Consider the following 25,564-nt stretch of genomic DNA (forward strand, 5'->3'; position numbering starts at 1 on the left):
GCCTTTCGGCGGGCTTTCCCTCGCGGCGACGAAGGAAACATTACCAGGCTTTCGAGGGTGGCTGATCACCCCCGCCCCCTGGGCCGGTCGCGCGTGAACGGTGTGTGACGGGCCGGGACCGGTCTTGGGCCGCGGCCGGGGCAGAGGGAGGATGAGGAGGACCACCAGCAGCGACAGCGCGGGAGGAAGCACGTGAGCGAGACGGACACGGCCAGGAGCGTCACCGGCGAGGACGAGGTCGTGGACCTCTGCCGCGAGCTGATCCGGTTCGACACCAGCAACTACGGCGACCACTCGGGCCCCGGTGAGCGCAAGGCGGCCGAGTGGGTCGCGGAGAAGCTCGCCGAGGTCGGTCTCGAGCCGAAGATCTTCGAGTCGCACCCGGGCCGCGCTTCCACGGTGGCCCGCATCGAGGGCGAGGACCCGTCCCGGCCCGCGCTGCTGATCCACGGCCACCTGGACGTCGTACCGGCCAACGCCGCCGACTGGACCCACGACCCGTTCTCCGGCGAGATCGCCGACGGGTGCGTGTGGGGGCGCGGGGCCGTCGACATGAAGGACATGGACGCCATGACCCTCGCGGTCGTGCGCGACCGGCTCAGGAGCGGGCGGCGCCCGCCGCGGGACATCGTGGTCGCCTTCCTCGCCGACGAGGAGGCGGGGGGTACGTACGGCGCCCGCCACCTGGTCGACCACCACCCGGACCTGTTCGAGGGCGTCACCGAGGCGATCAGCGAGGTCGGCGGCTTCTCGTTCACCGTGAACGAGCAGCGCCGGCTCTATCTCATCCAGACGGCCGAGAAGGGCATGCACTGGATGAAGCTGACCGTGGCCGGCACGGCCGGGCACGGCTCGATGATCCACCGGGACAACGCCATCACCGAGCTGTCCGAAGCCGTCGCCCGGGTCGGCCGGCACACGTTCCCGGTGCGGGTCACCAAGACCACCCGGGCCTTCCTCGACGAACTGGGCGACGCGCTCGGCACCGAGCTGGACCCGGAGGACATGGAGTCCACCCTCGCCAGGCTGGGCGGCATCGCCAAGCTGATCGGCGCGACCCTGAGCAACACCGCCAACCCCACCCAGCTGAACGCCGGTTACAAGGTCAACGTCATCCCGGGCGAGGCCACCGCACACATCGACGGCCGCTTCCTGCCGGGCTACGAGGAGGAGTTCCTCGGCGACCTCGACCGGCTGCTCGGGCCGCACGTGCGCCGGGAGGACGTGCACGCCGACAAGGCCGTCGAGACCACCTTCGACGGCGCCCTGGTCGAGGCCATGCAGTCCGCGCTGCTCGCCGAGGACCCCGCCGCCAAGGCGATCCCCTACATGCTCTCCGGCGGCACCGACGCCAAGTCCTTCGACGACCTCGGCATCCGCGGCTTCGGCTTCGCCCCGCTGAAGCTGCCGCCGGAGCTGGACTTCGCGGGCATGTTCCACGGCGTGGACGAGCGGGTGCCCGTGGACGGGCTGCGGTTCGGCGTGCGCGTGCTCGACCGGTTCATCGACGCGTCGTGAGGTTCAGGGCCGGGATATTCGGGCGCTCGTACGAGATCGACTGGAACGGGTGAATGCGACGATCGGTTCGTAGCTTCATTAGTTCCTCCTCGTTACAGGTGATGTGACTCCGCACCTTGGGGTCGCTTTGCCAACAAGGAGGAATAATGATCAAGAAGGTCGTCGCTGCTGCGGCTGCCACCGGTGGGCTGGTTCTCGCGGGCGCGGGCCTCGCTGTCGCCGACGCCGGAGCCCAGGGTGCCGCCGTGCACTCCCCGGGTGTCGTCTCCGGCAACGTCGTTCAGGTGCCCGTGCACGTCCCGGTGAACGTCTGCGGCAACACGGTCAACGTGATCGGGCTCCTGAACCCCGCCTTCGGCAACATCTGCGTCAACAAGTGACGACGACCTCCTGAGGGGGGCGTCATTTTCGAGCCGTCGGCCTCGGAGCGCGTGCCATGCGCTCCGAGGCCGACCGGCCTCTTGCGCGGCGCACGATCCGGCGCGGGTCGCGACGCCACGCAACCGCGAGGCACGCACAGCAGGATCGAAGGCAGGGGAAAACGGAAATGCGACAGGGCACCCGTAAGGGCCTGATGACCATGGCGGCGGCCACGGGTGTGATCGCCGCCGCGAGCGGCTACGCCCACGCCGACGCCGGCGCGTTCGGGGCCGCCACCGGCTCGCCCGGCGTACTGTCCGGCAACACGGTGCAGGCGCCGGTGCACGTCCCGGTGAACGTCTGCGGCAACACCGTGAACGTGGTCGGGCTGCTCAACCCGGCCGCGGGCAACTCATGCGCCAACCACGGCGGCGCTTCGGGGGGACACGGCGGCTCCGGCGGCTCGCACACGAGGGGGCACAGCGCCGGCTCGCCCGGCGTCGGCTCCGGCAACACGGTGCAGGCGCCGATCGACGCCCCGGTGAACGTGTGCGGCAACAGCGTGAACGTGGTCGGGCTGCACAACCCGGCGGCGGGCAACAGCTGTACCAACCACGGCGGCTCCGGCGGCTCTGGCGGCTCGCACGCGGGCGGGCACAGCACCGGCTCGCCCGGTGTCGGCTCCGGCAACACCGTCCAGGTGCCGATCGACGCCCCGGTGAACGTCTGCGGCAACAGCGTGAACGTGATCGGTGCGGGCAACGCCGTCACGGGCAACGACTGCACCAACGGAGGCGGCGGCCACCCCAGCCAGCCGCCGGGCGGCGGCCAGGGCAACCCGCCCGGACAGCCGGGCCACCCCGGACAGCCGGGCCACCCTGGTCACCCGGGACATCCCGGGCACCCAGGTCACCCCGGCCACCCCGGTCAGCCGGGGCACCCGGGCCGGCCGGGCAGCCCGGCGACCCCGCCCGGCAAGAGCGGTCACACGCCGCCCGGCTCCCACGGAGCCACGCAGGTCGACCAGCAGGGCGGTCGCGGCCAGCTCGCGCACACCGGCAGTGACCTGCCGATGGGTCTCGCGCTGCCGGTCGGCGCGGGCGCGCTGCTCGCGGGCGCGGTGCTCTACCGCAAGGCGCGGGCCGCGGCGTAGCCGGCCGCACCGAACGGAGCGGGCCCCACCGACATGGCGGGGCCCGCTCCGTTCAGCCGTCCACGCTCACCATGTGGCACGCACCTGGCGGATGATCCGCCGGCGCAACCGCACCCTGCGGCTGCCATCGCGCAGCAGGCTCAGTCGGTCCAACTCCCAGTGTCCGTACTCGGCATGGTCCGTGAGCAGACGTGTGGCCTCCTTGCGGGACACCCCGCGAGGCACGTACACGTCGACAAATTCGTATTCCGGCATCGCATCTATTGTGCGGGCTGGGGCCCGGTACGGATAGCGTCTGCACTATGTCTGATGCTGCGCAGCCCACCGCTGCCGAGGTACGCGCCGCCGCCGAGGCGGTCAAGACCGCGCTCGACCGTCACCTGGCCGCGGTCGAACGCAGGTCGGGTGAGGACGACCCGGCCGTGCTGGAGGCGTTCAACCAGCTGGCCGCGGCCGCCGAGGCGTACGACGAGCTGCTCTACGACCGCTACGACGAGGTCACGCCCTTCGAGATCCCCGGTGCGGAGGAGCTGCCGCCGTACGCGGGCCCCGAGGAACCGAACGCGATCAGCGTGCTGATCCGCCGCGACTACGCCGTGGCGGAACCCCAGCGCCTGCTGGCGCAGGCCCAGCGGGTCGAGGCGGCGGAGTACGAGGCCGCGGGCGGCCTGGCCGAGGATGCCGCCGGTACGGTGCCAGGCGCGCTGGGCATCCTGTTCGGCGAGTTCGAACCGGACGAGATCGCTTCCCGGCACAAGGAGTTCGGCCTGGAGGAGGGCGACTCCACGCTCTGGGTCACGGCGGCGGACGAGGCACCCGAGGCGGGGGAGTGGCTGGAGGCGCCGTTCGAGCACATCGATCCGCAAGGGGTGGTGTGCCGGTTCGATGTCAGCGCCGTCTTCGACGACGAGGACGACTCCGACGAGGAGGACGATCTCGTCTTCGTCGAGGACGAAGACGAGGACGAGGACGAGGACGAAGACGCGGTCCAGAACGACGACGAGGTCGAGGTCGAGGCCGCCGAGAGGTGAGGGTGGCCGGCGGTGCCGTGCGGCCCGGGGCCGGTACGGCACCGCCGGACTCCACAGACGTCAGCCCGTCGGCACCTGTGTGCGCAGCAGCGTCTGCAAGCGGGTCGTGCGGGGCTTGGCCGGCGTCTCCGCCACCGCCTTCGGCAGGGCCTGTTCCACGCCGTGGACCACGGACAGATGCCGCTCCGCCCGGCCGAAGGCCGTGTACACCCAGGGTCTGCTGAGCGCCTGCGCGGCGTCGCCGGGCAGCACGACGACCGCCGCCGGCCAGCGCGCGCCCACCGCCTGGTGTGCGGTCAGCGCCCAGCCGTGCCGTACGGCCTCCTCCACCCGCTCGCGCGGTACGACCACCGGGGTGCCCGCGCACGACAGGTGCAGCCCGTCCGCGTCGGCCTTCACCACCACGCCAGGCACCGTACGACCCGGAGCGGGGGAGTAGGCGATCCGGTCGCCGGGGTCGAAGCCGCCGAAGCGGCCCGGGCCGGGGTTGAGGCGCTCCTTCAGCGCGGAGTTGAGGGCGCGGGTGCCCGCGGCGCCGCCGTGCCCGGGGGTGATCACCACCGTCTGCTCGGCCGGTACGCCGATCGCCCGGGGCACCGAGTCGGCGACCAGCTGGACCGTCCGGTGCACGGCCTCGCCCGCGTCCCGCACCGGGACGATGACGATCTCCTTGCCCGGAGCGGCGACCTGGTTCAGCTCGCCGATGCCGATGCCGGAGACCAACTCGCCGATCGGGCCCGGGTCGGGCAGGCGCGAGGCGAGCTGCGGGCAGACGCGGGCGGCGAGCAGATCGGCGAAGACCCGCCCCGGTCCGGCGGGCCACAGCAGAGCCGGGTCGCCGCTGAGCACCAGCCGGGCCCCGTCGGGCAGCGACTCCACCAGCATCGCGGCGCACTCCACGTCGAGCTGCGGCGCGTCCAGCACGATCAGCAGATCGAGTTCCAGCGCGCCGTCCGCGTCCCGGCCCGGCCCCTCGGCGCCGGACAGCAGACCGCCGACCGTGCACACGCCGAGCTCCGCCGGGTCCGTACCCGCACCCTGCCTCGGCCCGTCCGTGCCCGACAGGGCGGCGGCGAGGCGGTGGCGTCCGTCGGGCGTGTGGCAGACGGCGAAGGCCCGCAGGCCCGCGCGGCGGGCGGCGCCGAGCAGCGCTGCCGGTTCGGCGCGAGCCGCCTCCCCGCCGGAGTGCAGCACCAGGCCGTGCCCGGCGACCGCGCGGACCAGCTCGGCCGCACCGGCGGAGACGGTGTCGACCGCCGCCCGCCAGGCCTGCTCGGTCTCCTTGGACAGCGAGTTGACCAGCCGGGCCAGGCCGTCGGCGAGGCTCTCCTCGGCCAGTGCGTACCGCTCCAGGCCGACGAGGACCCGGACCGGCCGCTCCTGTTCGTCCTCGCCCTCCTTCGCCGCCTGCGGCGCGGCGGCTGCCGTTTCCTCCAGGGCGTCCTGGAAGGCCAGGGCCTCGCCCTCCGCGAGCGCGCTCTGCACCGCCGCGTCCGGGTCCGGGACGCCCTGCCGGCCCAGCGCCGCGGTGAGCGTGGGCAGTTCCAGCGCGGTGTGTCCGGCCAGGGCCGCCTGCTCCAGCAGCCAGACGGTGATCGCACGGGCCCGCCGCTCGTCGCCGGGGCCGCAGACGGCGCCGAGCAGGGCCCGGGCGAAGCCGTCGGCCTGGTCGGGCCGTACGCCGCCGATCCGCAGCAACTGCCAGGGGTCCTCGCGCAGCACCGCGTCCGCGCCCTCGCCGAGCGCCGCGGCCACCTGGGGGGCCAGGGCCTCGGGCGCGCCGCCCTCGGCCAGCACCCGGCGGACACTCTCCACCGCCTCCGGTGCCGGTGCGGCGGCCGTGACGGAGGCTGGGGCGGGCGCGGGCTGCGGCCGGCGTGCGGGCTCGGGGGCCGGGCGGCGCGGCGCCGGCGCGGGCTCGGCGAACACGGCGGTCACCGGCTTCTCGCCGCTTTCGACCGCCCGCACCGCCGCGAGCAGGTCGGCCGCCTTGCCGCTGAGCTTGGCGCCGCTCTCGACCCGGCGCTTCTTCTCGGCCTTGCGCCGCTCGATCCGCTCCCGCTCGACCCGCTGCGCAGCCAACTCGGCCTCGGCCTCGGAGAGTTGGGCAGAGCCAGAGCCTCCGCCCTCGCCCTCGGACGGCTGGGCGGAGCCGACACCGTCGCCCTCGGACAGCTGCGCGGCACCGGCGCCGTCGCCCTCGGGCTGCCGCGCGGCGTCGGCATGTTCGCCCTCGGGCTGGGACCGCTGAGCGGAGTCCGCCCTTACTCCCTCGGCGCCGCCCGCGCTCGAACCACCCTCGGCCTTGCGCCCGCCGGTGTCCTGGTGGTCGGCCGTGCTTGCGTCGGCGGCCTCGGTGTCATCCGCACGGCTCCCCCCGGGCGTGGCCTCCCCGCCCGGGCCCTCGGGCGTGTCCGGCGTCCCCGGCCCGGCTTCCTCCGTGGTCTCCGGCTCCGTGCTCACAGCGTGCTCCAGTCGTGATCGGGATAGCGGTGCACGGGCGCCGACACATCGTCCAGCGCCCGGCAGATCTCGTCAGGAAGACTAAGGGCCTCCACTGACAATGCCGCCGTGAGCTGCTGGGCCGTACGCGCTCCGACGATCGGCGCGGCCACGCCGGGCCGGTCCCGTACCCAGGCGAGGGCCACCTGGAGCGGGGTGACGGCGAGCCCGTCGGCGGCCGTCGTCACCGCGTCCACGATGCGGGTCGCCGTGTCGTCCAGGTACGGCTCGACGAACGGCGCCAGATGCTCGGAGGCGCCGCGCGAGTCCGGGGGAGTGGTGTGCCGGTACTTGCCGGTCAGCACCCCTCGGCCGAGCGGCGAGGAGGGCAGCAGGCCGACGCCGAGATCCAGCGCGGCGGGCAGCACTTCCCGCTCCACGCCCCGCTGCAGCAGGGAGTACTCCATCTGCGTGCTGGCCAGGCGCGTGCGCATGCCCGGCGCCGCGAGCTGCCAGGTGGCGGCCTTGGCGAGCTGCCAGCCGCAGAAGTCGGCGACGCCCGCGTACCGGGCGCGGCCGCTGCTGACCGCTATGTCGAGGGCCTGGAGGGTCTCCTCCAGCGGGGTGTCGGGGTCGAAGGCGTGGATGTGCCACACGTCGACGTAGTCCGTGCCGAGGCGGGCCAGGGAGGCGTCGAGGGCGGCGAGCAGATGGCCGCGGGAGCCGTCGAAACGGCGGTCCGGGTCGGGGACGCTGCCCGCCTTGGTGGAGATCACCAGATCCCGGCGCGGCACCAGGCCGTCCATCAGCTGTCCGAGCAGATACTCCGCCTCGCCGCCCCCGTACACGTCGGCGGTGTCGACGAGGGTTCCGCCGGCCTCCCAGAACGCCTTCAGCATGTCCGCGGCGTTGTGCTCGTCGGTGTCCCGGCCCCAGGTGAGGGTGCCGAGTCCGATCCGGGACACGCGCAGGCCGGTACGGCCGAGATGCCTCTGCTCCATGCGGGCGAGATTACTGGCCAGAACCGGTGCGGTGGGTTGCCTGTGGATAACCTGGCCGGGCTGCGGACCCGTCTTTTTCGGGTGCCCGGCGCCTGCCCCGACGTCCATCCCCGCGCTAAGGTCGCCCCCACAGGGACGTTACTCATGGGTAAGGGGAATCGGCGATGCAGCTCGGGATCAACCTCGGCTACTGGGGTGCCGGAATGGACGGGGACAATCTGGCCGTGGCCCAGGAGGCCGACCGGCTGGGCTTCTCCGTGTGCTGGGCCGCCGAGGCCTACGGCTCCGACGCGGCGACGGTGCTGTCCTGGGTGGCCGCCCAGACCGAGCGCATCGACGTCGGCTCGGCCATCTTCCAGATCCCGGCCCGCCAGCCCGCGATGACCGCGATGACGGCCGCGACGCTCGACTCGCTGTCCGGCGGCCGCTTCCGCCTCGGGCTCGGGGTGTCCGGCCCGCAGGTCTCCGAGGGCTGGTACGGCGTCAAGTTCGACAAGCCGCTCGCGCGCACCCGCGAGTACGTGGAGATCGTCCGCAAGGCCATGACCCGGGAGCGGCTGACGTACGAGGGCGAGCACTGGACGCTGCCGCTGCCCGGCGGCCCGGGCAAGCCGATCAAGCTGACCGTGCACCCGCAGCGCGAGCACATCCCGCTGTACATCGCCGCGATCGGCCCGAAGAACCTGGAGCAGACCGGTGAGATCGCCGACGGCGCCCTGCTGATCTTCCCCGCCGCCGAACACCTGGAGGAGACCACCCTGAAGTACCTGCGCGCCGGGCGCGAGAAGGCGGGCAGGACCCTCGACGGGTTCGACGTCTGCCCGACCCTGCCCATCGCCGTCGGTGACGACAAGGACCTGGCCCGCCTCGCCGACACCTTCCGCCCCTACACCGCGCTGTACGTCGGCGGCATGGGCAGCGCCAAGCAGAACTTCTACAACCAGCTCGCCCAGCGCATGGGATACGACAAGGAAGCCGCCGAGGTCCAGCAGAAGTACCTGTCCGGCGACAAGCAGGGCGCCGCGGCCGCGGTCCCGCAGGACCTCATCGACAAGACGACCCTGCTGGGTTCCGTCGAGCGCATCGCCGACCGGATGAAGGCCTACGCCGCCGCCGGCGTCACCACGCTGAGCCTGTCTCCGGCCGGATTCACACTGGAGGAGCGGATGGCCTCCCTGCGAGCCGGCGCCGAGGCCCTGGAGCGCGCCGGGCTGGCCCAGTAATCTTCAGCGGCCGTGGTGGGGGCTCGGGGGTCTTCCCCGCCACGGCCGTCGTGAGGAACAACGCGCCCGGCCCCGCGTGGTTACGACCCCGGTGTCATCCTTTCGGCCGAGCGGGCGCACACAGCTGTTGCGGCCCCCATTTGCCCGCATTTGACTCGTTTCATGCTTTCGGCCAAGAGTCTGTTCCAGGAGATCCTCGACCACGACGAGTCGTTCCGGCTCTTCTGCTCCATCGCCGCCGGCGGGGAGTCCCAGGGCGGCTGGGAGAACGGACGGATCGCCGCGCTGGTCCCGCACGGCGAACGCGCCCTGGCCCCGAAGATCGCCCGGCACGGCGCCGACGAGGACAAGCACGGACGCATCTTCACCGCCCTGCTGCACAAGCGCGGGCTCACCCCCGTCGCCGTACCGCCCGAGACCGACTACACCATGCTGCTGGAGCGGCACGGCATCGGCCTCGCCCACGACAGGCTCCGGCGGGACGAGCCGCTCACCGAGCGCGACCTCATCGTCTACCTCGCCCACAGCCGCGTCACCGAACAGCGCGCCGCCGAGCAGATGGAACTGCTGCTCAGGCTCTTCGCCGACCACCCCGAGGTGGGCAGGGCCGTACGCATGATCTCCGACGACGAGGACAAGCACCTCGCCTACACCCACGAGGAACTGCTGCGGTTCGCCGCCGCCGGACACGGCCGGCTGATCCAGCGCACCCTGCGCGAGTACGCCCTGGCCGAGATCCGCGTCCACCGGGACGTCAGCCTCGCCGTGATGGCCCGCATGGGCCGCATCCTGGGCTGGTCCAGGGCCAGGCACGCCCTGCTCGCGGCCGGCATCCACGCGGCGTACGGCTACGAACGCCTCGTCGGCTGGCGCCGCATGGTCACCCTCCGCATGCCCGAGCGCCGCGACCCCCTCGGCGACCCCGCCACCCCCGCCCACGAGTTCGCCTGAGCGGCCACCCAAAGGCCTCACAACCAGCCGCGATGCCTGAACAGGCGGTACAGCAGGACCTCCAGGGCGGCCATCGCAAGGATCACCGCCGGATACGACCACAGCCAGTGCAGCTCCGGCATGTGGTCGAAGTTCATGCCGTAGATCCCCGCGATCATCGTGGGAACCGCGGCCATCGCCGCCCACGCGGAGATCTTGCGCATGTCGTTCTGCCGCACGCTCATCTGCGCCAGATGCGCCGACAGGACGTCCGACACCAGCCGGTCCAGGGCCTCCACGGACTCGTTCACGCGCATCAGGTGGTCGCCCACGTCCCGGAAGAACGGCCGGGCCTTGTCGTGCACGAAGGGCACCGTGCCGCCGAACGCTCCGGTGCCGCCCAGCCGCGAAAGCGGCAGCGCCAGCGGCCGGTGGCCCGGCGGAACTCCAGGATCTGCCGTTTGAAGCCGTAGATCCGGGACGCGGTGCCCCGCGAGCCGCCGCCCTCCGGCCGGAACACCTCCGCCTCCAGCTCCTCCAGATCGTTCCCCAGCTCCGTCGCCGCCTCCAGATAGTGGTCGACGACAGCGTCGGAGATCGCGTACAGCACGGCGGTCGGGCCCTTGTCGAGCATCTCCGGCTCCTCCTCCAGCCGCCGCCGTACGGCGGCCAGCGGCGAGTGCTCGCCATGGCGGACGGTGACCACGAAGCAGTCGCCGATGAAGACCATGATCTCGCCGGCCGAGACGGTGTCGCTCGCCGCGTCGTACACCACCGGTTTCAGCACCATGAACAGCGAGTCGGCGTACACCTCCAGCTTGGGCCGCTGATGCGCGTTGAGGGCGTCCTCGACCGCTGGGGGCACCTCCCATGCCCGTTCAGGGCTATGGGGGAGGATGCAGCGCGAACTCCTGGGTGACCAGGTCGAACTCCCGCTCGGACGGCTCGTACAGGCCGATCCAGACGAACCCGCCCTCGGCCCGCGCCTCGGCGAGCGCGTCGGACAGGTCCTCCGGGCCCTCGGTGCGGTGCCCGTGCCGGTAGATGGCGCAGTCGACGATCACTGAGCGCATTCTCCCTTCGCCCGGTCCCCGGTGCATGTGCTGGTACGCCTACCCTGGGGCGCATGCCCACGCTGATCCTCGTCAGGCACGGACGCTCCACCGCCAACACCTCCGGTGTGCTCGCCGGCTGGACGCCGGGCGTCGCCCTGGACGAGCGCGGTGCCGCCCAGGCCGCCGCGCTGCCCGGCCGGCTCGCCGCACTGCCGATCTCCGAGGTGGTCACCAGCCCCCTCCAGCGCTGCCAGGAGACCGTGCGGCCGCTGCTTCAGGCCCGCCCCGGCCTGCGCGCCCACACCGAGGAGCGGATCGGGGAGTGCCACTACGGCGACTGGTCCGGCCGCAAGCTCGCCGAGCTCAAGGACGAGCCGCTGATGGAGATCGTCCAGGCCCACCCGTCGGCCGCCGCCTTCCCCGGCGGCGAGTCCCTGCGGGCCATGCAGACCCGCGCCGCCGAGGCCGTACGCGAGTGGAACGCGCGCGTGGAGCGCGAGCACGGGGCAGACGCCGTCTACCTCATGTGCTCCCACGGTGACATCATCAAATCCCTGGTCGCCGACGCCCTCGGACTCCACCTCGACCTGTTCCAGCGGATCTCCGTGGAACCGTGTTCCGTCACCGCGATCCGCTACACCCGGCTGCGGCCGTTTCTCGTTCGCCTCGGCGACACCGGGGATTTCGCTTCGCTCGCCCCGCGTGAGGAACCTGGTGAGGGCGACGCACCGGTCGGGGGCGGTGCGGGCGCACCGTGATCGTCGGCCGCAGTAGGGTGAAGCGATCCACACCGTCGCGTGTCCGCAACGACCCGCACCGCTGAGAAACCCACCCTCCGCTCTCACCGCAACCCACTCTCAATGGAGACAGGACGTGTCCCGTCAGGTGTTCCTCTACGACCCGCCGGACCGCTTCGTGGCCGGCACGGTCGGACTGCCCGGACGCCGTACGTTCTTCCTCCAGGCCACCGCAGGCTCCCGGGTGACCAGCGTGGCTCTGGAGAAGACCCAGGTGGCCGCGCTCGCCGAGCGCATGGACGAACTGCTCGACGAGGTAGTACGGCGCAGTGGCGGCAGCGCCGCCGTCCCCGCCATGGCGCCCACCGAGATCGCCGACACCGCCCCGCTGGAGACACCCATCGAGGAGGAGTTCCGGGTCGGCACCATGGCGCTGGCCTGGGACGGCGAGGAACAGCGCATGATCGTCGAGGCGCAGGCCCTGGTGGAGCTGGACGCCGACACCGAGGAGGACCTCGCCGAGGCCGAGGAGCGGCTGCTCCAGGACGAGGAGAACGGGCCCCCGATGCTGCGGGTCCGGCTGACCGGCGCGCAGGCCCGGGCCTTCGCCAAGCGCGCCCTCGACGTCGTCAACGCCGGGCGGCCGCCGTGCCCGCTGTGCAGCCTCCCGCTCGATCCGGAAGGACACGTATGTCCGCGCCAGAACGGATACCGCCGCGGAGCGTGACGCCCACCGACGCCGGGACCGGCTCGGCCGCCGCCGAGCTGCTCGCGCGGGGTGAGCTGACCGTGCGCGGACGCATCCGCGAGGCGTCCAACGCCGCACTGTTCTGCACCATCGCCCTCGACGGCCGGGAAGCCACCTGCATCTACAAGCCGGTGGCCGGGGAGCGCCCGCTGTGGGACTTCCCCGACGGCACCCTGGCCGGCCGCGAGGTGGCCGCCTACGAGGTCTCCGAAGCCACCGGCTGGGGGCTCGTCCCGCCGACCGTGCTGCGCGACGGGCCGTACGGCGAGGGCATGTGCCAGCTGTGGATCGATGTCCAGGCCGAGGCGGAGCTGCTCGCCCTCGTCGACGCCGAGGAACCGGAGCCGGGCTGGAAGGCGATCGGCCTGGCCGAGGTCGGCGAGGGCCGCACCGCGCTCCTCGTGCACGCCGACGACGAGCGGCTGCGCCGGCTCGCCGTCCTCGACGCGGTGATCAACAACGCCGACCGCAAGGGCGGCCATCTGCTGCCCACCACCGACGGCCGGCTCTACGGCATCGACCACGGCGTCACCTTCAACGTCGAGAACAAGCTGCGCACGCTGCTGTGGGGCTGGGCCGGGGAGCCGCTGACGACCGAGGCCGTCGATGTCCTCCAGGGGCTGCTGGAGGGCCTGGGCGGGCCGCTGGGCGAACGGCTGACCGCACTGATCACCCCGGCCGAGATCGACGCCACACGCGCGCGTGTCGAGGAACTGCTCACCACGGGAGTGCACCCGGAGCCCGGCGGCGAGTGGCCCGCCATCCCCTGGCCGCCGGTGTGAGCGCGATCAGCACATCGGGCGCCGATCCACAAGAGCGCACAACCGGCCATCCGACGAGATCCCGTTCGTATACGCAGCTCGTGGCCGGTTAGGCTCATGTACATGCATGCCTGGCCCGCTTCCGAGGTCCCCGCCCTGCCTGGTCAGGGCCGCGACCTGAGGATCCACGACACCGCGACCGGCGGTCTGGTCACCCTCGACCCCGGTCCCGTCGCCCGTCTCTACGTCTGCGGCATCACCCCGTACGACGCCACCCACATGGGGCACGCGGCGACCTACAACGCGTTCGACCTCGTCCAGCGCGTGTGGCTCGACACCAAGCGGCAGGTCCACTACGTCCAGAACGTCACCGACGTCGACGATCCGCTGCTGGAGCGCGCGGAGCGGGACGGCGTCGACTGGGTCGCCCTCGCCGAGAAGGAGACGGCCCTCTTCCGCGAGGACATGACCGCCCTCAGGCTTCTGCCGCCGCGGCACTACATAGGCGCCGTCGAGGCGATACCCGGCATCGTCCCCCTCGTGGAGCGGCTGCGCGAACTCGGCGCCGCCTACGAGCTGGACGGCGACATCTACTTCTCCGTCGAGTCAGACCCGCACTTCGGGCAGGTCTCGAACCTCGACGCGGCCGCCATGCGGCTGCTGTCCGCCGAGCGCGGCGGCGACCCGGACCGTCCGGGCAAGAAGAACCCCGTCGACCCGATGCTGTGGATGGCGGCCCGCGAGGGCGAGCCCAGCTGGGACGGCAGTTCCCTCGGCCGGGGCCGGCCCGGCTGGCACATCGAGTGCGTGGCCATCGCCCTCGACCACCTCGGCATGGGCTTCGACGTCCAGGGCGGCGGCTCCGACCTCGCCTTCCCGCACCACGAGATGGGCGCCTCGCACGCCCAGGTGCTCACCGGCGAGTTCCCCATGGCCAAGGCCTACGTCCACGCCGGCATGGTCGCCCTGCACGGCGAGAAGATGTCCAAGTCCAAGGGCAACCTCGTCTTCGTCTCCCAGCTCCGTCGGGACGGCGTCGACCCCGCCGCCATCCGCCTGGCCCTCCTCTCCCACCACTACCGCGCCGACTGGGAGTGGACCGACCAGGTCCTGCAGGACGCCGTGGCCCGCCTCGGCCGCTGGCGCGCGGCCGTCTCCCGCCCCGACGGCCCGCCCGCGGACGCGCTGGTGGAGGAGATCCGCGAGGCCCTGTCGAACGACCTGGACGCCCCCACCGCCCTCGCGGCGGTGGACCGCTGGGCGGCGCGCCAGGAGGAGCAGGGCGGCACGGACACCGGCGCCCCGGGCGTGGTCACGCGTGCGGTGGACGCGCTGCTCGGGGTGGCCCTCTAAGCACCCTGAAGTGGAGCGCCCTGAAGGGGCGCGGGGAACTGCGCGACAAGCCACTACGGACTGTCGGACGCCCGACGGCCTGTAGTGGCACCTCATGGCGCGACGGCAACAAAAAAGAAGGGGCGCTTCCCAGCACGGGAAGCGCCCCTTCTTCATACCTCACTCCTCCGCGTCGTCCTCGTCATCCTTGGAACCGGCGGAGCCAGGCCGCGGCTTGCCGCCCGGAGGGCCCCCGTCCCGGCGCCGCAGATACCGCTCGAACTCCCGGGCGATCGCCTCACCCGACGCCTCCGGCAGCTCGGCGGTGTCCCGGGCCTCCTCCAGCGTCTGGACGTACTCGGCGACCTCGCTGTCCTCGGCGGCCAGCTGGTCCACGCCCACCTGCCAGGCACGCGCGTCCTCCGGCAGCTCGCCCTGCGGGATGCGCAGGTCCAGCAGGTCCTCCAGCCGGTTGAGCAGCGCCAGCGTGGCCTTCGGGTTCGGCGGCTGGGAGACGTAGTGCGGTACGGCCGCCCACAGCGACACCGCGGGGACGCCGGCGTGCGTGCACGCCTCCTGCAGGACGCCGACGATGCCCGTGGGGCCCTCGTACTTGGTCTCCTCCAGGTCCATCCGCTGGGCCAGGTCCGGGTCGGACGTCACCCCGCTGACCGGCACCGGCCGCGTGTGCGGGGTGTCGCCGAGCAGGGCGCCCAGGATGACCACCAGCTCCACGCCCAGCTCGTGCGCGAAGCCGAGCAGCTCGTTGCAGAACGAGCGCCAGCGCATGGACGGTTCGATGCCGCGGACCAGCACCAGGTCACGCGGCTTCTCGCCGCCGACCCGCACCACCGACAACCTTGTCGTCGGCCAGGTGATCTTGCGCACACCGGCGTCCATGAACACCGTGGGCCGGTTCACCTGGAAGTCGTAGTAGTCCTCGGCGTCCAGCGCCGCGAACACCTCGCCCTTCCATTCGCGTTCCAGATGCGCGACCGCCGTGGAGGCGGCGTCGCCGGCATCGTTCCAGCCCTCGAACGCGGCCACCATGACTGGGTCGATCAGCTCGGGAACCCCCTCCAGCTCGATCACCCAGTGCCTCCTTCCGACGTGCCCTCGCTTGACTCACCAACCTTACGGCGTCCGGCGGGGGCGCCCGCAGCCCCCTTGCGTGGGCCAGTGACCGGATCACTGCCCCGATCGCCCCCGTCGAACACCCGCCGTCAACCCGGAGCCCGACCGGATCCACACAGGCGTTTGCCGCCTCTCACAGGGTGCTGCGCAGCCACTGCTCCACGCTCGCGATGTGCACGGTCGCCCAGGAGCGGGCCGCCTCCGCGTCCCGGTCGCGCAGCGCGGCCAGGATCGCCCGGTGCTCGCGCAGGGTGCGGCCGACCGCGTCCTCCTGGGTCAGGCCCCGCCAGATCCGGGCCCGCGTCGTCGGCCCCGACAGGCCGTCCAGCAGCGAGCACAGCACCGAGTTGCCGGCGCCGCGCACGATGCCGCGATGGAACTCCAGGTCCGCGGCGACCAGCTCCTCCACCGAGGGTTCGTCACCGAGGGCGTCCAACTGGGCCGACAGCGCGTCCAGTTGCTGCTCGCTGATCCGGAACGCGGCCATCGCGGTCGCGGCCGGCTCCAGGATCCGGCGCACCGCGAGGAACTCCAGGACGGTGTCGTCGCGGTGGAAGTCCACGACGAAGCTCAGAGCCTCCAGCAGCAGTTGCGGATCGAGGCTGGTGACGTACGTGCCGTCGCCCTGCCGCACGTCCAGGATCCGGATCAGCGACAGCGCCCGTACGGCCTCCCGCAGCGAGTTGCGCGACAGCCCCAGCTCGGCGGCCAGCTCGCTCTCCTTGGGCAACCGGTCCCCGGGCCGCAGCGCACCGGAGACGATCATGCCCTTGATCTTCTCGATCGCCTCATCGGTGACTGCCATGATCCGGCCTCCCTGTCGCCAGACATCGGATGTCTCAGCGGCCATTATGCGGGCGGCGCGTCGAACCACTCCCTGCCGTCCGCCGTAACCCCGGGTACGGACAATCGCCCCGGGCAAGGCGAGAGGGGCGGCCCCATCGGCGTGGGGTCGCCCCTCTCGGTCGTCCGGACCCGGTGCGGCGGTCCGGCGCTGCGGCGGCGGCCGGTCCCGGTCAGGGGAGCGGACCGGCCGTCACCGGGGTCTACTTCTTGTCGAGCAGGTCCTGCACCTTCGCCCGTACCTCGTCCGTGGCCAGGCCGCGGATCGTCAGCGTCGTGCGGCGGCGCAGGACGTCGTCCGCGGTCTCCGCCCACTCGTGGTCACGGGCCCACACGACCTGCGCCCAGATCTCCGGCGCGTCGGGGTGGACGCGCTCGGCGAGCTCCGGGTTGTCGTTCGCGATGCGGGCGATGTCGAAGGCCAGGGAGCCGTAGTGGGTGGCCAGGTGCTTGGCGGTGTCGGCGGCCATGCGCGGGCCCGGAGCCGGTCGGTCCACCAGCAGGCGGTGGGCGACGGCGCGCGGGTTGGCGACGCCGGGCAGCGGCAGCTTCTTCGGCAGGGAGGAGATGGGCTCGAAGTCGTCGCCGAGCGGGTGGCCCGGCAGCGCCTCCAGCTTCTGCATGACCGTACGGCCGATGTGCCGGAAGGTGGTCCACTTGCCGCCCGCGACGGACAGCATGCCGCCCTTGCCCTCGGTCACCACGGTCTCGCGCTTGGCCTTGGCGGTGTCACCGGGGCCGCCCGGCAGCACCCGCAGGCCGGCGAAGGCGTAGGTGATGAGGTCGCGCTGGAGCTGCTGGTCCCGGACCGAGAACGCGGCCTCGTCCAGGATCTGGGCTATGTCCTTCTCGGTGACGGACACGTCCGCCGGGTCGCCCTCGAACTCCTCGTCGGTGGTGCCGAGCAGCAGCATGTCCTCCCAGGGGAGGGCGAAGGTGATGCGGTACTTGTCGATCGGGGTGGCCAGCGCGGCCTTCCACGGTGACGTCCGCTTCAGGACCAGGTGTGCGCCCTTGGACAGACGGATGGACGGCGCCGCGTTCGGGTCCTCCATCCGGCGCAGGTGGTCGACCCAGGGGCCGGTCGCGTTCAGCACCAGGCGGGCGTTGACACCGAACTCCTCGCCCGAGAGGCGGTCCCTGAGGTCGGCACCGGTGACCCGGCCCTTGGTGAAGCGCAGGCCCGTGACCTCGGCGTGGTTGAGGACGACCGCGCCCGCCTCGACGGCCGCACGGACCGTCATCAGCGCCATGCGCGCGTCGTTCATCTGGTCGTCGCCGTACACGGCCACGGCCTTGAGGTTCTCGGTGCGCAGCTCGGGCACGTCCTGCGCCGCCTTGGCGGGGGAGAGCAGGTGCCCGACGCCGTCACCGAACGCGGAGAGCGCGGAGTAGGCGAAGACGCCCGCGCCGAGCTTCGCCGCGCCGTGCGGCCCGCCCTTGTACACGGGGAGGTAGAAGGTGAGCGGGTTCGCCAGGTGGGGGGCCACCTGGCGGGAGACCGCACGGCGCTCGAAGTGGTTCTCCGCCACCAGCTTCACCGCGCCGGTCTGCAGGTAGCGCAGGCCGCCGTGGAGCAGCTTGGAGGAGGCGGAGGAGGTGGCGCCGGCGAAGTCGCCGGCGTCGACCAGTGCCACCCTCAGGCCGGACTGCGCGGCGTGCCAGGCGGTGGAGATGCCCAGGATGCCGCCGCCGATCACCAGAAGGTCGTACGACGCCTTGGAGAGTTGCTCCCTGGTCTCGGCCCGGCTCGGGTTGGAGCCGGAGGCCGGGTGCGTCCCGAGGGCAGGCACGGAACTCAGGGTGGACTGACTGGTCATGTCGGGTACTTACTCCTCGTCAGAGATGTCTGAGCTGTGTCGGGCGGCTCAGCTCTCGTCCTCGATCCAGCCCATGGTCCGGTCGACGGCCTTGAGCCAGTTCTTGTACTCACGGTCGCGGGTGTCCGCGTCCATCTGGGGGGTCCATTCGGCGGCCCGGCGCCAGTTGGCGCGCAGTTCGTCGGTGCTGGACCAGAAGCCGACGGCGAGACCGGCGGCGTAGGCGGCGCCGAGGCAGGTGGTCTCGGCGACCATCGGGCGCACCACCGGTGCGTCCAGGACGTCGGCGAGGGTCTGCATCAGCAGGTTGTTGGAGGTCATGCCGCCGTCCACCTTCAGGGCCACCAGCTCGTCGCCGGAGTCCTTGACCATGGCGTCGGCGATCTCCCGGGTCTGCCAGGCGGTGGCCTCCAGGACGGCGCGCGCGAGGTGCGCCTTGGTGACGTACCGGGTCAGACCGGCGATCACACCGCGGGCGTCGCTGCGCCAGTGCGGGGCGAACAGACCGGAGAAGGCCGGTACGAAGTACGCGCCGCCGTTGTCCTCGACCGAGAGCGCGAGCGTCTCGATCTCGGCGGCGGTGGAGATCAGGCCCATCTGGTCGCGCATCCACTGCACCAGCGAGCCGGTGACGGCGATCGAGCCCTCCAGGGCGTAGACCGTCGGCTGGTCGCCGATCTTGTAACCGACCGTGGTCAGCAGACCGGCGTAGGAGTTGATGATCTTGTCACCGGTGTTCATCACCATGAAGGTGCCGGTGCCGTAGGTGGACTTGGTCTCGCCCTCGGAGAAGCAGGTCTGGCCGAACAGGGCCGCCTGCTGGTCGCCGAGCGCGGAGGCCACCGGGATGCCGCCGAGCAGCTCGCCCAGCTTGCCGCCGGTGACCTCGCCGTAGACCTCGGCGGAGGAGCGGATCTCCGGCAGGATCTGCAGCGGCACGCCGATGGACTCGGCGATCTTCTCGTCCCACTGCGTGGTGTGCAGGTTCATCAGCATGGTGCGGGAGGCGTTGGTGACGTCGGTGACGTGCTTGCCGCCGTTGACACCGCCGGTCAGGTTCCAGATGACCCAGGTGTCCATGGTGCCGAAGAGGATGTCGCCGGCCTCGGCGCGCTCCTTCAGGCCGTCGACGTTGTCGAGCAGCCAGCGGGCCTTGGGCCCGGAGAAGTACGAGGCCAGCGGCAGGCCCGTCTCGCGGCGGAAGCGGTCCTGGCCGACGTTGCGGCCCAGCTCCTTGCAGAGGGCGTCGGTGCGGGTGTCCTGCCAGACAAGGGCGTTGTGGACGGGCTCACCGGTGTTCTTGTCCCACAGCACGGTGGTCTCGCGCTGGTTGGTGATGCCGATGGCCTTGATGTCGTCACGGGTGATGCCGGCCTTGGCGATGGCCCCCGCGACGACTTCCTGGACGTTGGTCCAGATCTCGTTGGCGTTGTGCTCGACCCAGCCCGGCTTGGGGAAGATCTGCTCGTGCTCCTTCTGGTCGACGGCGACGATACGGCCGTCCCGGTCGAAGACGATGCAGCGGCTGGAGGTCGTGCCCTGGTCGATCGCGGCGATGAAGGGGCCTGCGGTGTGGGCGTCGGTCACTGTGTGCTCCTGAAATCCTGGGTAAAGAGGCTGTCCGTACGGCGCGTGCTTCGAGGCGTTGGCTTAAGCGAAGGCGACGTTGTATATGCCTGCGGCGATGGCGCCGCCGATCAGCGGACCGACGATCGGGATCCAGGCGTACGCCCAGTCGGAACCGCCCTTGTTGGGCAGCGGCAGCAGGGCGTGCACGATGCGCGGGCCGAGGTCACGGGCCGGGTTGATCGCGTAGCCCGTCGGTCCGCCGAGGGACAGACCGATCGACACCACCACGAGCGCGGTGATCAGACCGCCGAGGACGCCGAGCCCGTTGCCCTTGTCGTTCAGGCCCTGGGTGAGGACCGCGAGGATCAGCACGACCGTGCCGATGATCTCCGTGGCGAGGTTCTGCGCCGCGTTGCGGATCTCCGGACCGGTGGAGAAGATGCCGAGGACCGGGCCGGCGCCCTTGTCCTGGGCCTCGACCGCCTTGGCCGCGGTGGCCTGCGCGCCCGGTCCGCCGACGATCTCCTTGTCGGTCAGGTGGGCGTGGAACTGGCCGTAGTAGGCGACCCACACCAGGGTCGCGCCGATCATGGCACCGAGCAGCTGGCCGGCGAGGTAGACCGGGACGTTGCTCCAGTCGCTGTTCTTGATGGCGAGAGCCACCGTGACGGCCGGGTTGAGGTGGGCACCGGACAGCGGTCCGGAGATGTACACGGCCGTCAGCACGGCGAAGCCCCACCCGAAGGTGATGGCGAGCCAACCGGCGTTACGGGCCTTGGAGGCCTTCAGCGTGACGGCCGCGCAGACGCCGCCGCCGAGCAGGATGAGTATGGCGGTACCGATGGTCTCGCCGATGAAGATGTCGGAGCTGGACACCCGCGACTCCTTTGTCCTTCGTCCAGGGGCCGAACCCCGGGTCCCGCCGGGGTTCTGGCGCCCTCGGGGGTGAGAGCGATGCCGGCCCTTGGCGTTGTCACACTCTAGCGCGTATTGCCGGTAGGTGTTCGACAATGCCGACCGATGGACGGGAGTCTTGCTTCGGCCTTACGCATGCGTCAAGGGTTCTGTTATCGAAAACAGGATCGTTATTGATCGCTGCGAGTTATCACTCTTCGCCGCACTCACGTAGGCATTGGGCCCGTATGTCGGTTTTAGGGTATGGCGAGAACCGGAACGCCGCCCGGCGTTCCGGTTCACCCCGCAGGAGGGCGCCGACCGGTCAGAACCGTCCCGCGCCCAGGTCCCTCGACACCGCGCGGGCGCAGTCGCGCACCGCCGCGATCAGCTCGGGACGCAGCTCGCCGTCCCGGCGCAGCCGTTCCACGGCCCCGGTGATGCCGACCGCCCCCACGGGCATGCGGCGCCGGTCGTGGATGGGCGCGGCGACGGACGCCACACCCTCCCAGGTCTCCTCGACGTCGGCCGCGTACCCGCGCGCGCGTGTCATGTCGAGAAGGTGCTCGAAGTCCTCGATGTCGCACACGGTGCGGTCGGTGAAGGGCTTGCGGTCGGCCTCCAGTGCCTCGCTGTGCGCCACCGGGTCGTAGGCCGAGAGCACCTTGCCGAGCGCGGTGGAGTGCAGCGGCTGCATGGCACCGATCTCCAGCACCTGCCGGCTGTCGTCCGGCCGGAAGACGTGGTGCACGATCAGCACGCCCTGCTGGTGCAGGACCCCCAGGTACACGCTCTCCCCGCTGGAACGGGCCAGGTCGTCGGTCCACACCAGGGCCCTGGCCCGCAGCTCGTGCACATCCAGATACGTGGTGCCCAGGCGCAGCAGCTCCGCACCCAGCTGGTAGCGCCCTGAGGCGTCGTCCTGCTCCACGAAGCCCTCCTGCTGGAGGGTGCGCAGAATGCCGTGCGCGGTGCCCTTGGCGAGGCCCAGTGACGAGGCGATGTCCGACAGGCCCAGCCGCCGCTCGCCGCCCGCCAGCAACCGCAGCATCGCGGCCGCCCGTTCGAGCGACTGGATGTTCCGTGCCATCGCCGTCCTGCCTCCGTCCCCTTCGACTGCCGACCGGTATTCAATGCCGTTCGGCAATGTCGAACACTACCGGTCCATGCCGACCTACCGCTAACGGTCGGTCGGCACTTGTTACATCACACGTGACCTGCGTGTGGCACACCCGCCACCGGCGTCCGCCCCGTGGACGCCGGTGCCCATCCAGGCCGACTCCCGGTTACCCTGGCGCCGTGCGGCCTCCCCGCCTGCCCGGGACGCCGCAAAGCCGACAGCCGTCGCATCTAGGGAGCCCCTTCATGGCCTCGTTGCCACCGTCCCCTTCCGCCGACAGCCGGACCCGCGCGTCCGCGCTCCGCCAGGCGCTCGCCACCCGTGTGGTGGTCGCCGACGGAGCCATGGGCACCATGCTCCAGGCCCAGGAACCCACGCTCGAGGACTTCCAGCAGCTCGAGGGCTGCAACGAGATCCTCAACCTCACCCGCCCCGACATCGTGCGCTCCGTCCACGAGGCCTACTTCGCCGTGGGCGTCGACTGCGTCGAGACCAACACCTTCGGGGCCAACCACTCCGCCCTCGGCGAGTACGACATCTCCGAGCGCGTGTACGAGCTGTCCGAGGCCGGCGCCCGGGTGGCCCGCGAGGCCGCCGACGTCTTCACCGCCAGGGACGGCCGCCCCCGCTGGGTCCTCGGCTCCATCGGCCCCGGCACCAAGCTGCCGACCCTCGGCCACGCCCCTTACACCACCCTGCGCGACGCCTACCAGCGCAACGCCGAAGGCCTGGTCACGGGCGGCGCCGACGCCCTGCTCGTGGAGACCACCCAGGACCTGCTGCAGACCAAGGCCGCCGTCCTCGGCGCCCGCCGCGGCCTGGACGCCCTCGGCCTGGACCTGCCGGTGATCGTGTCGGTGACCGTCGAGACCACCGGCACCATGCTCCTCGGCTCCGAGATCGGCGCCGCGCTCACCGCGCTGGAGCCGCTCGGCATCGACATGATCGGCCTGAACTGCGCCACCGGCCCGGCCGAGATGAGCGAGCACCTGCGCTACCTCGCCCGCAACGCCCGCATCCCCCTGTCCTGCATGCCGAACGCGGGCCTGCCCGTCCTCGGCAAGGACGGCGCCCACTACCCGCTGACGGCACCGGAGCTCGCGGACGCGCAGGAGACCTTCGTCCGCGAGTACGGCCTGTCCCTGGTCGGCGGCTGCTGCGGTACGACGCCGGAGCACCTGCGCCAGGTCGTCGAGCGCGTGAAGGGCCTCACCCCGCCCGCCCGCGACCCGCGCCCCGAGCCGGGCGCGGCCTCGCTGTACCAGACGGTGCCGTTCCGGCAGGACACCTCCTACCTGGCCATCGGCGAGCGCACCAACGCCAACGGGTCGAAGAAGTTCCGTGAGGCCATGCTTCAGGGCCGCTGGGACGACTGTGTGGAGATGGCCCGGGAGCAGATCCGCGAGGGCGCGCACATGCTGGACCTGTGCGTGGACTACGTCGGCCGCGACGGCGTCGCCGACATGGAGGAACTCGCCGGCCGCTTCGCCACCGCCTCCACCCTGCCGATCGTGCTGGACTCCACCGAGGTCGACGTCCTCCGGGCGGGCCTGGAGAAGCTGGGCGGCCGTGCGGTGATCAACTCCGTGAACTACGAGGACGGCGCCGGCCCGGACTCCCGGTTCGCGAAGGTCACCCGGCTGGCCCAGGAGCACGGCGCCGCCCTGATCGCGCTCACCATCGACGAGGAGGGCCAGGCCCGCACCCCCGAGAAGAAGGTCGAGATCGCCGAACGGCTGATCGCCGACCTCACCGGGAACTGGGGCATCCGCGAGGACGACATCCTCATCGACACCCTGACCTTCACCATCTGCACCGGTCAGGAGGAGTCCCGCAGGGACGGCCTCGCCACCATCGAGGCGATCCGCGAACTGAAGAAGCGCCACCCGGCCGTCCAGACCACCCTCGGCCTGTCGAACATCTCCTTCGGCCTGAATCCGGCGGCCCGGATCCTGCTGAACTCCGTCTTCCTGGACGAGTGCGTGAAGGCGGGCCTGGACTCGGCGATCGTGCACGCCTCCAAGATCCTGCCGATCGCCCGCTTCAGCGAGGAAGAGGTCACCACCGCCCTCGACCTGATCTACGACCGCCGCAGCGAGGGCTACGACCCGCTGCAGAAGCTCATGCAGCTCTTCGAGGGCGCCACGGCGAAGTCGCTGAAGGCGGGCAAGGCCGAGGAGCTGGCCGCGCTGCCGCTGGAAGAGCGCCTCAAGCGCCGCATCATCGACGGCGAGCGCAACGGCCTGGAGGCCGACCTCGACGAGGCGCTGAAGGACCGTCCGGCGCTGGACATCGTCAACGAGACCCTGCTGGACGGCATGAAGGTCGTCGGTGACCTGTTCGGCTCCGGGCAGATGCAGCTGCCGTTCGTGCTGCAGTCCGCCGAGGTCATGAAGGCCGCCGTGGCCTACCTCGAACCGCACATGGAGAAGTCCGACGCCGAGGGCAAGGGCACCATCGTGCTGGCGACCGTGCGCGGCGACGTCCACGACATCGGCAAGAACCTCGTCGACATCATCCTGTCCAACAACGGCTACAACGTGGTCAACCTGGGCATCAAGCAGCCGGTCTCCGCGATCCTGGAGGCCGCCGAGGAACACCGGGCCGATGTCATCGGCATGTCCGGGCTGCTGGTGAAGTCCACGGTGATCATGAAGGAGAACCTGGAGGAGCTCAACCAGCGCGGCCTGGCCGCCCGCTTCCCGGTCATCCTCGGCGGCGCCGCCCTCACCCGCGCCTACGTCGAGCAGGACCTGCACGAGATCTACGAGGGCGAGGTCCGCTACGCCCGCGACGCCTTCGAGGGCCTGCGCCTGATGGACGCCCTCATTGGGGTCAAGCGGGGGGTGCCGGGGGCGAAGCTGCCCGAACTGCGCCAGCGCCGGGTTCGCGCCACGGCCTCCGTCGAGGTCGAGGAGCGACCCGAGGAGGGGCACGTCCGCTCCGACGTGGCCACCGACAACCCGGTGCCCACCCCGCCGTTCTGGGACACCCGGATCGTCAAGGGCATCCAGCTGAAGGAGTACGCGTCCTGGCTGGACGAGGGCGCGCTGTTCAAGGGCCAGTGGGGTCTGAAGCAGGCCCGCACCGGCGAGGGGCCGTCGTACGAGGAACTCGTGGAGAGCGAGGGCCGGCCCCGGCTGCGCGGCCTGCTGGACCGGCTCCAGACGGAGAACCTGCTGGAAGCGGCCGTCGTCTACGGCTACTTCCCCTGCGTGTCCAAGGACGACGACCTGATCATCCTGGACGAGCAGGGCAACGAGCGCACCCGCTTCACCTTCCCGCGCCAGCGCCGCGGCCGCCGGCTGTGCCTGGCCGACTTCTTCCGCCCGGAGGAGTCGGGGGAGACGGACGTCGTCGGCCTCCAGGTCGTCACCGTCGGCTCGAGGATCGGTGAGGAGACCGCGAAGCTCTTCGAGGCCAACTCCTACCGCGACTACCTCGAACTGCACGGCCTGTCCGTCCAGTTGGCCGAGGCGCTCGCCGAGTACTGGCACGCACGCGTCCGCGCCGAACTCGGCTTCGGCGGCGAGGACCCGGCCGCCATGGAGGACATGTTCGCCCTGAAGTACCGGGGTGCCCGCTTCTCCCTCGGCTACGGCGCCTGCCCCGACCTGGAGGACCGCGCCAAGATCGCGGACCTGCTCCGCCCGGAGCGCATCGGGGTCCACCTGTCCGAGGAGTTCCAGCTGCACCCCGAGCAGTCCACGGACGCGATCGTGATCCACCACCCGGAGGCCAAGTACTTCAACGCGCGGTGAACCCGGCGCGCCGAGCTGTGGAAAGCGCACGTCACAGCCAGCCCCGGCGGTAGTAGAGGTGTGCCCTGTCACACGCCGGTCAAACGAGGCGCTTGCGGCGCCGGAGACGTACACTGGTCGGTCCACTGCAGG

20 protein-coding genes and 1 pseudogene are annotated in these 25,564 nt (G+C 71.5%); 11 read left to right on the plus strand and 10 right to left on the minus strand.

Annotation, left to right across the window (positions count from 1 at the left end; all coding sequences use genetic code 11):
* Positions 1-192 precede the first annotated feature (192 nt).
* From ACWC2T_RS05745 to ACWC2T_RS05755, 3 genes are all read left to right on the plus strand, one after another.
* Positions 193-1,518 carry a M20/M25/M40 family metallo-hydrolase gene (locus tag ACWC2T_RS05745; protein ID WP_450669195.1) on the plus strand — a complete coding sequence of 442 codons (1,326 nt, stop codon included), beginning with the start codon at positions 193-195 and terminating at the stop codon, positions 1,516-1,518.
* Positions 1,519-1,664: 146 nt separating this feature from the next.
* Positions 1,665-1,898: a chaplin ChpH gene (gene chpH, locus ACWC2T_RS05750; protein WP_450669196.1), complete on the plus strand. Its 234-nt coding sequence runs from the start codon at positions 1,665-1,667 to the stop codon at positions 1,896-1,898.
* Between the two features lie 167 nt (positions 1,899-2,065).
* Positions 2,066-3,031: a chaplin gene (locus ACWC2T_RS05755; RefSeq protein WP_450669197.1), complete on the plus strand. Its 966-nt coding sequence runs from the start codon at positions 2,066-2,068 to the stop codon at positions 3,029-3,031.
* Between the two features lie 66 nt (positions 3,032-3,097).
* Here the strand turns inward: ACWC2T_RS05755 and ACWC2T_RS05760 are convergent, their stop codons facing one another.
* Positions 3,098-3,286, minus strand: coding sequence for a DUF5703 family protein (locus ACWC2T_RS05760; protein ID WP_014671721.1), 189 nt, complete (start codon positions 3,284-3,286; stop codon positions 3,098-3,100).
* Positions 3,287-3,333: 47 nt separating this feature from the next.
* Between ACWC2T_RS05760 and ACWC2T_RS05765 the strand changes: the two genes are divergently transcribed.
* Positions 3,334-4,062 carry a hypothetical protein gene (locus ACWC2T_RS05765; protein ID WP_450669198.1) on the plus strand — a complete coding sequence of 243 codons (729 nt, stop codon included), beginning with the start codon at positions 3,334-3,336 and terminating at the stop codon, positions 4,060-4,062.
* A gap of 60 nt (positions 4,063-4,122) precedes the next feature.
* On the opposite strand, the gene ACWC2T_RS05770 is transcribed toward ACWC2T_RS05765, so the two are convergent.
* Together ACWC2T_RS05770 and ACWC2T_RS05775 are read right to left on the minus strand one after the other, a co-directional pair.
* On the minus strand, positions 4,123-6,525 hold the full coding sequence (locus tag ACWC2T_RS05770; RefSeq protein WP_450669199.1) for a helix-hairpin-helix domain-containing protein: 2,403 nt from the start codon (positions 6,523-6,525) through the stop codon (positions 4,123-4,125).
* Positions 6,522-7,505 carry an aldo/keto reductase gene (locus ACWC2T_RS05775; protein WP_450669200.1) on the minus strand — a complete coding sequence of 328 codons (984 nt, stop codon included), beginning with the start codon at positions 7,503-7,505 and terminating at the stop codon, positions 6,522-6,524. The genes ACWC2T_RS05770 and ACWC2T_RS05775 overlap by 4 nt, the downstream gene beginning before the upstream one ends.
* A gap of 164 nt (positions 7,506-7,669) precedes the next feature.
* On the opposite strand from ACWC2T_RS05775, the gene ACWC2T_RS05780 reads away from it, so the two are divergent.
* Positions 7,670-8,728, plus strand: a complete 1,059-nt coding sequence (locus ACWC2T_RS05780) for an LLM class F420-dependent oxidoreductase (RefSeq protein ID WP_450669201.1) — start codon at positions 7,670-7,672, stop codon at positions 8,726-8,728.
* 162 nt (positions 8,729-8,890) lie between these two features.
* Positions 8,891-9,679 (plus strand): ferritin-like domain-containing protein, encoded by a 789-nt coding sequence (locus ACWC2T_RS05785; RefSeq protein ID WP_450669202.1) that lies wholly within the window; start codon positions 8,891-8,893, stop codon positions 9,677-9,679.
* A gap of 17 nt (positions 9,680-9,696) precedes the next feature.
* Here the strand turns inward: ACWC2T_RS05785 and ACWC2T_RS05790 are convergent.
* A pseudogene (locus tag ACWC2T_RS05790) lies at positions 9,697-10,722 on the minus strand (magnesium and cobalt transport protein CorA).
* Between the two features lie 62 nt (positions 10,723-10,784).
* Here ACWC2T_RS05790 and ACWC2T_RS05795 point away from each other — a divergent pair.
* From ACWC2T_RS05795 to mshC, 4 genes are all read left to right on the plus strand, one after another.
* Positions 10,785-11,471: a histidine phosphatase family protein gene (locus tag ACWC2T_RS05795; RefSeq protein WP_450669203.1), complete on the plus strand. Its 687-nt coding sequence runs from the start codon at positions 10,785-10,787 to the stop codon at positions 11,469-11,471.
* Positions 11,472-11,586: 115 nt separating this feature from the next.
* Positions 11,587-12,177 (plus strand): DUF3090 domain-containing protein, encoded by a 591-nt coding sequence (locus ACWC2T_RS05800; RefSeq protein WP_228618626.1) that lies wholly within the window; start codon positions 11,587-11,589, stop codon positions 12,175-12,177.
* Complete coding sequence (locus ACWC2T_RS05805; RefSeq protein WP_450669204.1) at positions 12,141-12,980, plus strand: SCO1664 family protein; 840 nt, start codon at positions 12,141-12,143, stop codon at positions 12,978-12,980. The genes ACWC2T_RS05800 and ACWC2T_RS05805 overlap by 37 nt, the downstream gene beginning before the upstream one ends.
* A 102-nt stretch (positions 12,981-13,082) precedes the next feature.
* Entirely contained in the window at positions 13,083-14,312 is a 1,230-nt protein-coding gene (gene mshC / locus ACWC2T_RS05810) for a cysteine--1-D-myo-inosityl 2-amino-2-deoxy-alpha-D-glucopyranoside ligase (protein ID WP_450669205.1), read from the plus strand.
* 159 nt (positions 14,313-14,471) lie between these two features.
* On the opposite strand, the gene ACWC2T_RS05815 is transcribed toward mshC, so the two are convergent.
* The 6 genes from ACWC2T_RS05815 to ACWC2T_RS05840 all read right to left on the minus strand — a co-directional run bounded on the left by ACWC2T_RS05815 (position 14,472) and on the right by ACWC2T_RS05840 (position 21,641).
* A complete protein-coding gene (locus ACWC2T_RS05815) occupies positions 14,472-15,383 on the minus strand; it encodes a PAC2 family protein (RefSeq protein ID WP_450669206.1) in 912 nt (303 codons plus the stop codon).
* Positions 15,384-15,558: 175 nt separating this feature from the next.
* Positions 15,559-16,230 (minus strand): FadR/GntR family transcriptional regulator, encoded by a 672-nt coding sequence (locus tag ACWC2T_RS05820; RefSeq protein ID WP_450669207.1) that lies wholly within the window; start codon positions 16,228-16,230, stop codon positions 15,559-15,561.
* A gap of 241 nt (positions 16,231-16,471) precedes the next feature.
* Positions 16,472-18,088 (minus strand): FAD-dependent oxidoreductase, encoded by a 1,617-nt coding sequence (locus ACWC2T_RS05825; protein WP_450669208.1) that lies wholly within the window; start codon positions 18,086-18,088, stop codon positions 16,472-16,474.
* Between the two features lie 48 nt (positions 18,089-18,136).
* On the minus strand, positions 18,137-19,675 hold the full coding sequence (gene glpK, locus ACWC2T_RS05830; protein WP_450669209.1) for a glycerol kinase GlpK: 1,539 nt from the start codon (positions 19,673-19,675) through the stop codon (positions 18,137-18,139).
* A gap of 63 nt (positions 19,676-19,738) precedes the next feature.
* Positions 19,739-20,533 carry an MIP/aquaporin family protein gene (locus tag ACWC2T_RS05835; RefSeq protein WP_450669210.1) on the minus strand — a complete coding sequence of 265 codons (795 nt, stop codon included), beginning with the start codon at positions 20,531-20,533 and terminating at the stop codon, positions 19,739-19,741.
* A gap of 343 nt (positions 20,534-20,876) precedes the next feature.
* Positions 20,877-21,641, minus strand: a complete 765-nt coding sequence (locus ACWC2T_RS05840) for an IclR family transcriptional regulator (RefSeq protein ID WP_450669211.1) — start codon at positions 21,639-21,641, stop codon at positions 20,877-20,879.
* A 275-nt stretch (positions 21,642-21,916) separates the two neighbouring features.
* On the opposite strand from ACWC2T_RS05840, the gene metH reads away from it, so the two are divergent.
* A complete protein-coding gene (gene metH, locus ACWC2T_RS05845) occupies positions 21,917-25,432 on the plus strand; it encodes a methionine synthase (RefSeq protein ID WP_450669212.1) in 3,516 nt (1,171 codons plus the stop codon).
* Positions 25,433-25,564 lie beyond the last annotated feature (132 nt).

Source organism: Streptomyces sp. NPDC001393, from assembly GCF_053597455.1.